The organism is Candidatus Obscuribacterales bacterium, from assembly GCA_019744775.1.
Taxonomy (GTDB): domain Bacteria; phylum Cyanobacteriota; class Vampirovibrionia; order Obscuribacterales; family Obscuribacteraceae; genus SBAT01.
Map to the genome: position 1 here is coordinate 637,978 of JAIETZ010000004.1, position 13,547 is coordinate 651,524.

The 13,547-nt window shown below is 46.7% G+C and carries 12 protein-coding genes; 3 read left to right on the top strand and 9 right to left on the bottom strand.

Going from position 1 to position 13,547, the window contains the following annotated elements; genetic code table 11:
- Positions 1-98: 98 nt before the first annotated feature.
- The 3 genes from K2Y22_12255 to K2Y22_12265 all read right to left on the bottom strand — a co-directional run bounded on the left by K2Y22_12255 (position 99) and on the right by K2Y22_12265 (position 2,892).
- Positions 99-767 (bottom strand): diguanylate cyclase, encoded by a 669-nt coding sequence (locus K2Y22_12255; protein MBX9879223.1) that lies wholly within the window; start codon positions 765-767, stop codon positions 99-101.
- A gap of 194 nt (positions 768-961) precedes the next feature.
- Complete coding sequence (locus tag K2Y22_12260) at positions 962-2,056, bottom strand: DUF4352 domain-containing protein (protein ID MBX9879224.1); 1,095 nt, start codon at positions 2,054-2,056, stop codon at positions 962-964.
- 107 nt (positions 2,057-2,163) lie between these two features.
- Positions 2,164-2,892, bottom strand: coding sequence for a DnaJ domain-containing protein (locus K2Y22_12265; protein MBX9879225.1), 729 nt, complete (start codon positions 2,890-2,892; stop codon positions 2,164-2,166).
- 313 nt (positions 2,893-3,205) lie between these two features.
- On the opposite strand from K2Y22_12265, the gene clpB reads away from it, so the two are divergent.
- A complete protein-coding gene (clpB, locus tag K2Y22_12270; GenBank protein ID MBX9879226.1) occupies positions 3,206-5,854 on the top strand; it encodes an ATP-dependent chaperone ClpB in 2,649 nt (882 codons plus the stop codon).
- Here the strand turns inward: clpB and K2Y22_12275 are convergent.
- A complete protein-coding gene (locus K2Y22_12275) occupies positions 5,851-7,359 on the bottom strand; it encodes an SDR family oxidoreductase (protein MBX9879227.1) in 1,509 nt (502 codons plus the stop codon). The two genes, clpB and K2Y22_12275, sit on opposite strands and share 4 nt — an antisense overlap.
- Positions 7,360-7,539: 180 nt before the next feature.
- Between K2Y22_12275 and dusB the strand changes: the two genes are divergently transcribed.
- On the top strand, positions 7,540-8,649 hold the full coding sequence (gene dusB / locus K2Y22_12280) for a tRNA dihydrouridine synthase DusB (GenBank protein MBX9879228.1): 1,110 nt from the start codon (positions 7,540-7,542) through the stop codon (positions 8,647-8,649).
- Here dusB and K2Y22_12285 read toward each other — a convergent pair.
- From K2Y22_12285 to gmk, 3 genes are all read right to left on the bottom strand, one after another.
- The gene (locus tag K2Y22_12285; protein MBX9879229.1) at positions 8,642-8,854 is read right to left on the bottom strand and encodes a hypothetical protein; all 213 of its coding nucleotides are present in this window, start codon (positions 8,852-8,854) and stop codon (positions 8,642-8,644) included. The genes dusB and K2Y22_12285 overlap by 8 nt on opposite strands.
- Positions 8,855-8,975: 121 nt before the next feature.
- Positions 8,976-9,194 (bottom strand): DNA-directed RNA polymerase subunit omega, encoded by a 219-nt coding sequence (locus K2Y22_12290; GenBank protein ID MBX9879230.1) that lies wholly within the window; start codon positions 9,192-9,194, stop codon positions 8,976-8,978.
- 2 nt (positions 9,195-9,196) lie between these two features.
- Entirely contained in the window at positions 9,197-9,790 is a 594-nt protein-coding gene (gene gmk, locus K2Y22_12295) for a guanylate kinase (protein MBX9879231.1), read from the bottom strand.
- Positions 9,791-9,859: 69 nt separating this feature from the next.
- Between gmk and K2Y22_12300 the strand changes: the two genes are divergently transcribed.
- Positions 9,860-11,590: an NFACT family protein gene (locus K2Y22_12300; GenBank protein MBX9879232.1), complete on the top strand. Its 1,731-nt coding sequence runs from the start codon at positions 9,860-9,862 to the stop codon at positions 11,588-11,590.
- On the opposite strand, the gene lexA is transcribed toward K2Y22_12300, so the two are convergent.
- Both lexA and rocF read right to left on the bottom strand, forming a co-directional pair.
- The gene (lexA, locus tag K2Y22_12305; GenBank protein ID MBX9879233.1) at positions 11,587-12,252 is read right to left on the bottom strand and encodes a transcriptional repressor LexA; all 666 of its coding nucleotides are present in this window, start codon (positions 12,250-12,252) and stop codon (positions 11,587-11,589) included. The two genes, K2Y22_12300 and lexA, sit on opposite strands and share 4 nt — an antisense overlap.
- 225 nt (positions 12,253-12,477) lie before the next feature.
- Positions 12,478-13,434: an arginase gene (gene rocF / locus K2Y22_12310; protein MBX9879234.1), complete on the bottom strand. Its 957-nt coding sequence runs from the start codon at positions 13,432-13,434 to the stop codon at positions 12,478-12,480.
- Between the last annotated feature and the right edge of the window lie 113 nt (positions 13,435-13,547).

Here is a 13,547-nt window from a genome sequence, read left to right on the forward strand (position 1 = left end):
TCCTCCAACAATAATATTGGCCAATACTAATTGCAGAAGCCTAAGGCGTCCATTGGGGAGATCCCCACGCACGACTGATTCACTGATTAAATCTGGAATTAAATGTTGGAGTCAGCGACAACCACAATATTGCCGCCCTTATTTTTGGCGGAAACAAGTGCGTCGTAGGCAACTTCTAAAAGTTCTTGCGGTTGGTTGGAATGGCGCGGATAACTTGCCACAGCCAAAGTAGCAGTAATAGTTATCGCTTTGCCGCTTACCGGATCTTTAATATCCAACATGTTTATTTTGCGCCTGATTCTTTCAGCAACGGAGACTGCTGCTTCCACATCTGTCTCGTGCAGAACGGCAACTAATTCTTCGCCGCCCCAACGCGCAGGCATATCAATTTCTCTTACTGAATTTTGCAATGTTTTTGCTACTTCAATAAGTACTTCGTCACCTTTTTCGTAACCGGCACGGCTGTTAACTTCGCGCAAGTGATCAATATCTATAAGCAAAAGCGACAAGCTGTAGCCGAGGCGCACAGCGCGCTTTAACGAATGCGTCAAATGCTCTTTAAAGATGTGTCTATTAGGCAATGAGGTCAAATTATCTTTGCCCATCAATTCTTCCAAGCGCGCCTCAGCGTTGGCCAACTGATTTTTCAGTTGATCAATTTCCCTGTCCTTTTCACGCAAGACGCGATCAAGCTGCAAATTCTCCGACTGAAGAGAACGCACTTGTCCTTCTTGAGCTTTTGCTTGACCATGAAAACGTTGGAACATGTTATTTATTCGGACCCTCATTTGGAACCTCTCGCCACTCACAGCGCTTTTGAGGAACTTCTGAAAACGGCTTCGGGAGACGGTTTTGCGTTGCTGTCACCGACACTTATCTCGTTTGCGATTGCTATATTAGCTGCATTTAGGATTTAATGCCAGCAATGATGGGGGGTTTCACGCAACAATTAATGATATTGCTAGTTTATCGGCACTCGCATTAATTCATTACGTTTTGAGCGGTCTAGAAGCACTAGAGAATACTTGCGTTTTGCTCTACTTATAGGGAAAGAAAGCGTTGCCCGCCCCGTTGTGCCCTGGGCCACATGCTTTCCAAAAGGCAAATAATTTCCATAGAGTGTCGGGAAATTTTTCTCTTCGTAGTCATCAACTACGGCAATGTCAAAAAAGCTCACTTCTTTGTTAGAGCGATTGTCAATTGTCAAATCAATGGTCATTTGCTTTGCGTTATCGTCACCTATAGGACTTTTACCATACGTGACTTTGCCAGTCTTAATACTTACCCCCGGTATTCCCTTTGGTTTCACAGCAGAAGGAATAGCTTCCGGATTAAATCCGGGCAGAGTAATTTGTTCAGCAATAGTTAGACGAATTGGATCGCCAGGATAAATAGAGGCAATTTTTCCTTTTCGCTTTAGTGCAGCCAACATACCAACAGTTGCACCAGCAGTTGCACCAACACCGATGGAGATTCCATAGGTGGAAATTGCGAGTGGAATTGATCCTAATTCAGCAGAAAGTATTGCACCGCCCACTGCACCATAACCTACATGAGCAGCATCAACCGCCAAAATTTTGGCCACTGCTTTCAATTGATTATCACGCGTGGAAAATTTTACCGGAGTAGGCAAATCAACTTCATAGCCGTTTTCACTTAAAAGCTTATCGAAAGTTACTTCAACGTATCCACTTCGTCCTAAGCGTCGTTGTTTTTTTGAATCGGAAACTATTCCATGCAAATGCCAGCCACCAGGCATCAATACCTTTTGTCCGTCTTTTACATCCACGCAAACTTTGGCAAAAATTTCATCGCCCTTGCTGCTTAATTCAGAATTCAAATTGCAGGAAAGTCGCAGTGCAACATTTGTGCCTTTGGGCACAGTTTGAACAACACCATCAAGAAAAGGATAATCCTTCGCTGATTGTGTTTGTTCAACGCTTCCCTTGAGCTTTGTGCCTTCCGTAATAGGCTCGCTTGTATTTTCGTCTGCTTGAACAGGCAGAGCCAAAACAAAACTTACAGAAATGATTAGCCAGCTGCGAGCGCTAAGCACTGAAATTCTCCTGGTTGCAATGAGAATATATCGCCGATATCTTAACACGGTAGGTCATCTTGTTCATGACAACAATGCTTGACAACCAGCCGTTGAGGGTAAATCGTTTACAGCTTTTTGGTGAGAAGTGCTTTTAGCTGTTCCCACCATTCCATCGAGCCGCCAGAGCCCCCCGATGAAGTTGCTGCCTGCCCAGCGGCTGTTTTTTTACCGCCTTTGGTATCGGATTGGGCAGATTGAATCTTGATCTTCATTTCCAGAGCCTTGGCTTCGGTATTTTTGGGATCTACGCGCAAAGCTGCCTGAACTTCCGTCAAAGCAATAGTGCGCCAGCCTTTTGCCAAAAAGACTTCAGCCATCATCACATGGCAACGTGGATCAGTAGGCAAAAGTCTCAAGGCTTCCTTGGTTGCCGTCTCAGCGTCGGGTATGCGCCCATTTTTCAAAAGCTCTTCTGCACGAGCCAAATGCTTTTCCGCCCACTTAATATTTGAACCGACTTCGAATTTCTGGGACATTTGGGAACTACCAATAGTCGCTATTGGGCTGACAAAATTGTCCGACATAGGATTTGCAGCTTTTGCCGCCTGGCGCTCCTTAACAAGTATGCGCATGGCATCATATTCAGCCCTTCTGGTGGCGTCGCTGACGACTTCATGTGCTCTTGTTACGCGGGCGAATTGTTCTTGAGCATGCGCGCGCTTTTGAGCGTCGTTTGGAAAGCGGTCTGGGTGCAATTTCTTGGCCAGGCGAATATATGCCTTGCGAATATCTTCAGGCGAGGCTTTCTCGTCTACCTCTAAAGTTGCATAGTGGTCTTCTTCAAATTCTTGCATTGACTTGAATTAGCGGCTGGCCTTGGGGAAGCCGAACCAAGAGCAAAATTGCTCTTAATCTCAGCTACTAACCATAATACCGCTATGGACAAACAAATTCCGCTTAACGGCTGTGCTTGAAAAGTGAATGCCCTAAATATTTATGAAAAGTTAGTTGGTTGTAATAAAGAGCTGATAAGTTGTCTTTATGGGGAACAAGAAGCGTAGCAAGAGCGCCGGTGAGGCGGTCGCTGCGAAGCGAACCAGGGTTGCTGGACAGCTAACGAAAGTGAAGCGAAGCGAAACTGGCGCGTTACATCAAAGTAGGTAAGCTATGAACTTAGAGCGATTTACACATAAGGCCCAAGAAGCAGTTACTAATTGCCGCGCAATATTGTCCCGTTACGGGCAGAGTCAAGTGACTCCCGAGCACTTGCTTCTATCTCTGCTCGAACAAAACGAGGGACTTGCGCCCAAAATTTTGGAACGCCTCAAAGTAAATCCGGAAATCATCACCGAGGCAGTGACAAGATATTTGCAGAGCCAACCGAAGGGGTCCTCAATATCGCAAGCGAAAGATGAGCTCCATGTGTCCGCCCGCTTGATGTCGGTATTGGAAGACGCCAACAAAGAAGCGGAACGTCTCAAAGATCAATTTATCAGCGTAGAACACCTCATGTTGGCGCTGGCTGAGAATAAGAAAGATCAAGCTGGTGCAATTCTTGAAAAACACGGCATAACCAAAAACAAAATCCTGGAAGTCTTAAGTTCGATTCGCGGCAACCAATCCGTAACGAGCCAAGATCCTGAAGCAACTTATGAAGCGTTGCAGCGCTACGGACGAGATCTGACAAAAGCTGCCGAACAAGGCAAGCTTGATCCTGTTATCGGTCGCGATGACGAAGTAAGACGCGTCATGCAGGTTTTGTCCCGCCGCACAAAAAACAATCCGGTTTTGGTTGGCGAACCTGGCGTCGGTAAAACAGCAATTGTCGAAGGACTTGCCCAACGTATAACCAAAGGTGATGTGCCTGAGGGTCTGAAAAACAAAAAACTCGTTTCGCTGGATATGGGAGCACTCATTGCCGGAGCTAAATTCCGTGGTGAATTTGAGGAGCGCCTGAAGGCAGTTCTCAAAGAAGTTATCGACAGCAATGGTGGCATTATTCTCTTTATTGACGAATTGCACACCGTTGTGGGTGCCGGCTCATCAGGTGAAGGCTCCATGGATGCCGGCAATTTGCTGAAACCACCTTTAGCTCGTGGCGAGTTGCACTGCATAGGCGCGACAACCGTTGATGAATATCGCAAGCATATCGAGAAGGATCCCGCGCTTGAACGCCGTTTTCAGATGGTCAATGTAGACGAGCCGGGTGTCGAGGAAACAATTTCCATATTACGCGGTTTAAAACAACGTTATGAAGTGCATCACGGTGTGCGCATTAAAGACTCAGCACTAGTTGCTGCTGCAGTTCTTTCGCATCGCTACATCACCGACCGTTTCCTGCCGGATAAAGCAATCGACCTAATTGATGAATCAGCCGCAAAAATGCGCATTGAAATCGATTCTATGCCGGCTGAACTCGACGAGATGGAAAGAAGACGCATTCAGTTAGAAATTGAACGCGAAGCCCTGAAGAAAGAAAAAGACGCTCAGTCAAAAGAGCGCCTGGAAAAACTCGAGCGGGAACTTGCCGAAATGCAAGAAGAAGCGGAAGTTCTTCGCGCGCGTTGGCAATCGGAAAAAGAAGCTCTACAGCGAATTCAGACTATTAAGGCCGATATTGAATCAACGCAAATTCAAATTGAGCAAGCCGAGCGCGTGACCGATTTAGCCAAAGCTGCCGAATTGAAATACGGCAAACTGACTGAATTAGAAAAACAGCTCAAGTCTGAAGAGGAAATCTTCAACAAGAAGAAGGGTCCAAGACTTCTTTCAGAAGAAGTAACAGAAGACGACATTGCTGAAATCGTCTCTAAATGGACAGGCATTCCTGTAACCAAGTTGATGGAAGGCGAAGTGCAAAAACTTCTCAAATTAGAAGAGCATTTGCACAAGCGCGTAATTGGACAAGAAGAAGCAATTTCCGTCGTCTCCAACGCCGTTCGTCGTGCACGCGCAGGTCTGCAAGACCCTAAGCGTCCTATTGGTAGTTTCCTGTTTTTAGGACCAACAGGCGTTGGCAAAACAGAACTTGCCAAAGCACTGGCAGAGTTTCTCTTTGACGACGAACAAGCAATTGTACGCATTGATATGTCTGAATATCAGGAAAGACACACAGTGGCTCGTCTAATCGGCGCACCACCTGGATACATCGGCTTTGACGAAGGCGGTCAATTAACAGAAGCCGTGCGCCGCCGCGCGTATACTTGCGTTCTTTTCGATGAAATTGAAAAGGCTCACCCTGATGTGTTCAACGTGCTTCTGCAAGTTCTCGATGAAGGACATTTGACCGATTCCAAAGGTCGCAAGGTGGACTTCAAGAACACAATCATCATCATGACCTCCAACATAGGCAGCCAGTATATCCTCGACTATCAGGTTAGAGCAGCAGTTGACGGTGATGACCATTACCCGCAAATGAAAGAAAGGGTAATGGAAGCATTGCGCGAACATTTCCGTCCAGAATTCCTCAACCGCATAGATGAAACCGTTGTCTTCCATGCTTTAACAGCCGAGCAACTGAAGAAAATTGTCGATCTGCAATTGCATATTCTCAACAAGCGCATTGCTGATAGAAAAATTGAACTCCAGACAACAGAAACTGCTCGCGACTGGCTGGCTCGCATTGGTTACGACCCTGTGTTTGGGGCCCGTCCGCTTAAGCGCTTGATTCAAAAAGAAATTGAGAATCCGTTGGCGCTCAAGCTTCTGGAAGGTCAGTTTGCCGACGGAGATACAATTGAGGTTGATTCAGACGGCAAAAGTGAAGATCTTATCTTCCGAAAGACCTCTGAGCTTGTCTCGCAAAGCAAACACTAATTAACCCTTTCCGGTCCGGTAAGCAAAGGTTTTGCCGTAGCAGAGGCAATGCCCTTAAGCATGCCATTAAAGATCAGATTGTGTAATGGCAAAACAGAAAACCAATACAGTATTCCCTCCAGCCCGGCAGGCAGGAACTTAGCGATCTGCCTTATCCGGGTCACACCCGGCGTTGCTGTTTCCAGTTCAAATTCCAAGACGGCTTGCCCCGGCAATTTCATCTCGGCAATCAAAACAAGTGATTTATTTTTTTGCACTTGTTTCACACGCCAAAAATCAAGGGCATCGCCGGTTCTCAGATCAACTAAATCACGCCTACCGCGCCTAAGCCCAACCCCGCCGAGCAACTTATCAATCAGTCCACGCAACGCCCAGAGCCAATCAGCATAGTAGTAGCCGGTGACTCCACCCAATTGCACAATCGGCTGCCAGGCTTCCTCCGCTGTGCAACCGACCGTGACAAAACGCTCGTCGACAAGCAAGGTACCGCCGGCCCACTCAGGGTCATCCGGCATGCACCATTCTGAAGGTCTTATTGTTCCGGCATCAGTCCAATGACTTTCGATTTGTTGGTGCTGCAAACGATTGATAGCAAGATCAATAGCCTCTTTAGCGGTCAATAATCTTTGCGGCAAAAGATCGCGAATATCGTTGTTGATACAAATCGTCGGATTTCGTAAACCCTCAGCTAGCGGGCGAGCAATATAAGCCGGCACCGGTGTGACCAGGTGAATCCAATACGAAGAAAGACGCGGCGTGAAAACCGGCACAGAAATAATTATCCTGGGTCTTAGTCCTGCCCGCTCGGCATAAATACACATTAAGTCCTTGTAGGTAAGTATTTCCGGGCCACCAATATCAAAAGTCGCGCCAAAAGTCGCTTCGTTGTCCAGACAGCCAATTAAATAGTGCAGGACATTCCTGATGGAAATTGGTTGAGACCTTGTGTGCACCCAGCGAGGAGTAACCATTATGGGCAAACGATCGACCAGATAGCGCAATATTTCAAATGACGCACTTCCCGAACCAATAATCATAGCCGCTCTAAGGATCGTCACCGGCGTTGCGCCGGAACCAAGTATATGTGCGACTTCGGCCCTTGAGCTAAGGTGTTTGCTTAAGTTGTCGGACTCTTCTCCCAGTCCACCCAGATAAATAATTTGCCTGAGGTGAGACTTCCCACATGCCTCGGCCATGTTAAGAGCAGCAACCCTATCGGCATGAGCGAAATCATGATTTAACGGATTCATCGAATGCACAAGGTAATAGACATGAGTGCAATCAGCAATCGCCTTTTCCACTGCCTCCTTGTCTTTCATATCCAGCTGAACCAATTCCAAATTAGGGTGCATCGCCCATGGACGAGAAAGCAATTTATCCAATGAGCGCGACGTGGCCTTTACAAAGTATCCGGCATTTAAAAGCCTGGGCACCAGCCGGCTGCCCACATAACCGGTTGCGCCGCTCACCAAGACTTTCACTGGCGCCGCTTTCAGCTCAGACATTTAATCAACCTTTCAGCAACCCGCCTAAAACATTTACCGAGCTGCATTCAGCTTCACACTTACTTATTTTAACTGTCACCCTTTAGCAGCTTCTAAACTTTATGCGAAAGATTGCTGATTATTAGCACGGCTAAAGCCTTCATTTGCCTTATTAAGCTAATAATGCAAGACTTAACTTCTATGGCAATTAAGATTGGATCGCTAACTCTCAATAGCAGAGTCTACGTGCCGCCGATGGCCGGCGTCACGGACATTGTCTATCGTTCTGTAGTTAGATTAGTCGACCCCAATTGCCTGATGTCCACCGAAATGGTTTCCAGCCGTGCTCTAATGCACCAGAAGGACACCAGGCTGATGGACCTTGATACGGCAGAGCATCCTATAGGCATTCAGATATTTGGTCATGAGCCGGACGTAATGGCACAAGCTGCAGCGCGCGCACAGGCAAAAGGTGCTGATTTTGTGGACATCAACATGGGCTGCCCTGTCCCCAAAATCACCAAAGGCAAAGACGGTTGCGCGCTCATGAAAGAGCCTGATCTTGCTCGCGATATCATTCGCGAAGTAAGACAAGCAATTAGTATTCCTCTAAGCGTTAAATTCCGTCTTGGCTGGGACGACAACTCGCGTAATGCAGTTGAGTTTGGACGCATGGTTGAAGAAGCAGGCGGCGACGCAGTTACTGTACACGGCAGAACGCGTTCACAATTTTATTCCGGACAAGCCGATTGGCATGCCATAGGTGAAGTCAAAAAGGCGCTATCTGTCCCAGTTTTCGGTAATGGTGACGTATTTGATCCAACTGACGCAGCACGCCTATTGGAAATAACAGGTGCCGATGGAGTAGCTGTTGCACGCGGCAGCCTAGGCAATCCATGGCTCATTCCACGCATCACCAAATTCATTGATACAGGGATTCTCGAAGATACGCCAAATGACATAGATAAGTTGATTACGGCTTACATCCATTGCATTAACCTCATCATGTACAAAGGCGAGAGAGTTGGCACCAACGAGTCACGCAAGCACATGATCAATTACACGAAGGGCATCCACAAGAGTGCGTCATTCCGAAACAGACTTACGCAAATAACAACAGCAGTAGAAGCCCATCAAGTGCTTTCCGAACTTGCTTTTCAGACCGAAGGGAAAGAAGGACTGGAACGGTTTTTACGCGGCACCGAAAATCCAATGTATTTCACATACAGCGAAAATGTAGGACAACGCTATCGTGATGGTGGAAAATCTTTCCACACACCTGTGCAAGCTAATCTTGCAGTTGTTACTTAGTACCGAAAATCAGAATAATTTCGAAGATGGCGAACATGTAGGCAAACGGCACGGCGATAGTCGAAAACATTTCAACGCCCCAGTCGAGATCTGCACCATCTTTCCAATCGCAGTACCAGAGGACGCCATTCCAGAAAGGCAAACGCCACCAGCCCATCAGTCCTGCCATGGCGGCGAATAATAGAATTACGTGCCAGAAATTCATTGCCTAAAGCCTCTTTCGTGGCAGAAGTATAAGTTCAAGCTTGCTTCATAGCAAGCAAAAAGACGGGCTTAAATCAATTTAAGCCCGTCTTCAGTGGGGAAGTTACGAAAGTATTCCGTAACTAATAAGGACGATAGATGCTTCCGCTTGGAGAAATGAGAATTGTGCCATCTCCTTCAGCAGCGACCATTTGCAGAGCTTGGATAACTGCGTTTGTTACCTTTTGCTGCTCGCGTGTCTCATTCTTGATTTGCTTGGCGCGCTGAGCAACCTTGAGCACTAGCTCGTAGCGGTTCTCATGCTTATCCAAAAGTCTATCTAGGATTCTTGTTGTATTCATTTTCAGCCTAAACTGTGGGAATCAACTATTTTACTACGTTCATGCTTGACTATGCTAATAAGTTTGGCCACAGCATCTTCTAAATTGTCATTAACAACTTCATAGTGAAACTCGTGTTTTTGGGTCAATTCCTGGCTGGCTTTAGCCAAACGCAGGGCAATTTTCTCCGGCGTTTCAGTGGCGCGCCCTCTAAGACGCGACTCTAATTCTTCAAACGAAGGCGGTGACAAGAAGATGAGCAGGGCGGTCGGGCAGCATTTCTTTATTTGCATTGCCCCCTGAACTTCAATCTCCAGAATGACATCTAGTCCCGCTTTCAGCTGTTCATCAACCCATTTTTTTGGTGTTCCATAGCAGGCGCCGGCAAATTCAGCCCACTCAAGCACAGTGTTTTGCTTGACCAAATCTTCAAATTTAGCCTTGTCAACAAAGAAATAGTCGACACCTTCTACTTCGCCTGCCCGTTTTTCTCTGGTTGTAAGCGAAACTGACTTAACGACGTTAGGCACATCAGCCAAAATGCGCTGCACGACAGTACCCTTACCAACGCCCGATGGGCCGGTAATTACAACTATCTTGCCTTGGGGAACTGCCATGGAAGTCCTGTTGCGTTACTATTTGGTGAAGTCCTACCATTAAACCCGAGAGAGCCGAAGAGATCAAACATGCAAGCTGTTGATGCTCTAACACTAAAAGCTGTTGTCGAAGAATTGAAGCTTCTTCTAACCAAGGCCAGGCTCGATAAAAGCCAGCAAACTGCTCGCGACGAGCTGTGCTTAACCTTTCGTCAGACAAGTGGGCAACAGCACCTCCTTTTATCAGCCAATACGGCGATGGGTAGAATCTGCTTACTTGAGAAGGCCAAGACTTCCAAATTAAAGAGTCAATCTGCATTTGGTCTAGCTCTTAAAAAACATCTCGTCAGTGCACAATTACTTTCCATTTCGGCAGTTGACGGCGAAAGAATTGTTGATCTCGTTTTTTCTTCCGTTGATGAACTTGGCTCCAGAAGCACGAAAGTTTTAACCGTTGAAATAATGGGCAAGCACAGCAATCTTATTTTTTGGGACAAGGAATCAGAAAAGATAATTGCCGCATCTCACAATGTCACCGCAGCAATGTCCTCCAAGCGAGAGATTGCCTCAGGTCTTCGCTATGTAAGACCGCCCAAGCAAAACAAACTGAACATCTTCTGCACGAATTTTGAGGAAGTAGCAAAAGCTGTAGACAGTGCAGAGACAGTCGACGAAGATTTTCTGTTAAGCAAATTTTCTGGACTCGGGCGTCCATTAGCCGAAGAGTTAGCAAGTCAACTCAATGAATCAGAGGACAAGTCCAATCAGCTCTGGAAAATGCTTAAGCAAATTCAAAAACTGGAAAACACAAAACCAGCCATGAGACTGGACCTAACTAAGTACAGCATATTCAGCTGGTCACATAACGGCGATGACATTGACCAATGGCAGGAATTCAAAAGTGCAAACGAATTAGTCGCAACCTACTACCAACAGCTAGAAGACAGAGTCAGTTTCAATCAGGCGCGAGAAGAACTTCGCTCACTAATAAGAACTGAGGAAAAAAGACTTTCCTCAAGATTGGCAGTCTCTGTTGATCAGCGCGATTCAGCTGCTGGATACGAAACACACAAACAATACGGAGATCTGCTTTTAGCCAATATCGCCAACATCACAGTGGGGCAGGAAGAAGTAACTGTCAGCAATTTCTACGCCGATGATCAACCGACAACAATAGCACTGGATCCAAGTTTATCGCCAAGCCAAAATGCGCAAGTCAAATACAAACTTTTCTCGAAGAACAAAGCTCGGTTTGAAGCAGCAGAAAAACATATCGGTCAAACAAGTGGACGCCTAGCAGTCCTAAAGCAATGTCTTGCAGATCTCGGCGAAGCCCTAACGAGAGATGATGTAGATTTGGTCAAAGCGAATTTTGCCGGTCGGGATCCAACTCAATCGAAAATATTGAACAAAGATGCCGCCGGCGGAAAACCAATAATGTTCGGATCGTCAGATGGAGTAACTATTCTTGTTGGTCGCAACCGCAAAGAAAACGAACTTATTCTTTCGAATGCCAAGCCTCACGAGATTTGGCTGCACGTGCTTGGTTCTCCGGGAAGCCATGTTCTAATTCGTTTGACGTCGAACAAAACAGAACCTCCGGCAAACACTTTGAAAGAAGCAGCTTACGCCGCCGCCTATTTCTCCAAGGCAAAAACATCCGGAATAACTCGGGTTACTTATACTCAGTGCCGATATGTCAAAAAACTGGGACCGGCAGGTGTCGTCAGTTATGAGAAAGAAAAGACAGTAGAAGTAGACCTTGCCGACAAGATGCCGCAAGGACTAAAAGACGAAATTGTGAAAAGGCAAATGAGTTAGGACATTTTACGGAAAAGTCCGACCACTACGCCTTTGATGTTCATTTCCTGAGTGCTCGGAACATAGATTGGTTCCATGTCCTTGTTAGCCGGCTGCAAGCGATAGCGTCCTTTTTCTTTGTAGAAACGCTTCAGAGTGGCCGTGTCATCATCAAGTACTGCCACAACTATTTCGCCATTTGTCGGTGAAGGATTCGGCTTCACAATAACGAAGTCGCCATCAAAGATGCCTTCTTCAATCATCGACTCACCTTTTACCTTCAAGGCAAAACAACCACTACCGGCATAACGACTCTCTACTTCCAAATATTCATCTGTTTCCAGTGCATCAATAGGATTACCGGCGGCAATAGTTCCCGCCATCGGAAGTCCTTTAGTAATAGGCATAACTGAAGCTGGTTTCGATTGACGCTTGCTATTAATCGAAATCGGTTCTGAGGAACCACCAATAACGCGCAGCGATCTATTTAGTCCCGGCTCCCACTGCACTAGCCCCTTTTTCTTTAGGGCCGCTACATGCTGGTGAACCGTCATGCGATTTCTTAAGCCCATTGCCTGGGCCAACTCAGCCAATGTGGGTGGGTATCCTTGCTGTTCGGTCAAACTAGTAATTAATTTCAAAACCTCGCCCTGACGGGGCGGCAACTGTTCAGTGATATTCATTTTTGTCCTAACTAGTCCCTTATCTATCTGAAATTTCGAGTCGGGCTTTAAGAATCCTATAGATCCATACGTAAGTATAGTACCAAGCAGATCGGTTGTCTAGTATCCCTTTACAAGAAGCGAAGCAAGGGCGGCGATAGAGCCGTCCGCTGCGCAACATAGGTGGCAGTGCCGGAGGCAGCGGAGGCGAAGTGGAACGTAGACGACACTAAATGTGTCGTCGGGCTACAACAATGTCTTACCTAAGCAATGCTCGAGAAGTTCAACTGTTACATGAGCAGATCTGCTTCTGTCATCGAGTGCTGGGTTCAGTTCAACAACATCAATTGAGCGAATGAGTTTGGAAATGTAGAGCATCTCCAAAGCAAGGCGCATTTCGCGGAAGTTGACTCCGCCGACAGCCGGCGTGCTCACACCAGGTGCAATATCTGGGTCCATTACATCGATATCTAATGAGACGTGCAAACCTGCGACATCCTTGCCGGCAATTTGCAATGCGCGTTCCATGATATTTTCCACGCCATGACGATCAATATCACTCATCGTGAAGGCCTTGATGCCGACTTCTGCAATTATTTTGCGTTCGCCTGGATCGAGATCACGAATTCCAACAAGGACTGTTTTAGAAGGATCAAGTTTCGGCGCAAAACCAAGCAAGTCAACGAGTCTTTTATCGCCGCGACCAAGACTTACAGCCAATCCCATGCCATGGACGTTACCGCTTGGAGAAGTTTCCGGCGTATTGATATCGCCATGCGCATCAAACCAAATAAGTCCAAATGATTGCTTTTGCTCACGATAAAAACGAGATGCTCCGGCAATTGAGCCGACTGCAAGACTGTGGTCGCCGCCTAAAGCGATAGCAATGGAACCGTCTTGCAGGCTTGCTGTAACTTCGTCAGCCAAGGACAAAGACACTTGTCCAATTTCCGGCACACATTTGGCAGGCATATTCTTTTCCCACCAACAAACACTGTGAGGAACATCAATATCAACTTGGCGACTGATGTCATAGCCTAAGTCAGAAATCCGCTCGACAAGACCGGCTACTTTCAGGGCTGCCGGACCCATACTCGCTCCGCGATGCTTGCCACCCATATATAACGGGGCTGACAGTAAAGCCACGCTCTGACGATGGGGGTTCGCTTCTTTTGAAGCGTCTTGCCTCTTAGTTACCTGCACAAAATTATCCTCACAATGCGGCTTGACATGCGCCGCCCATTTCAAACGGGTACCTGGGCTTTACAAAAAGGCACACAGGCTGCCCTATTTAACCAGGTTTTGCCTATCTCCTA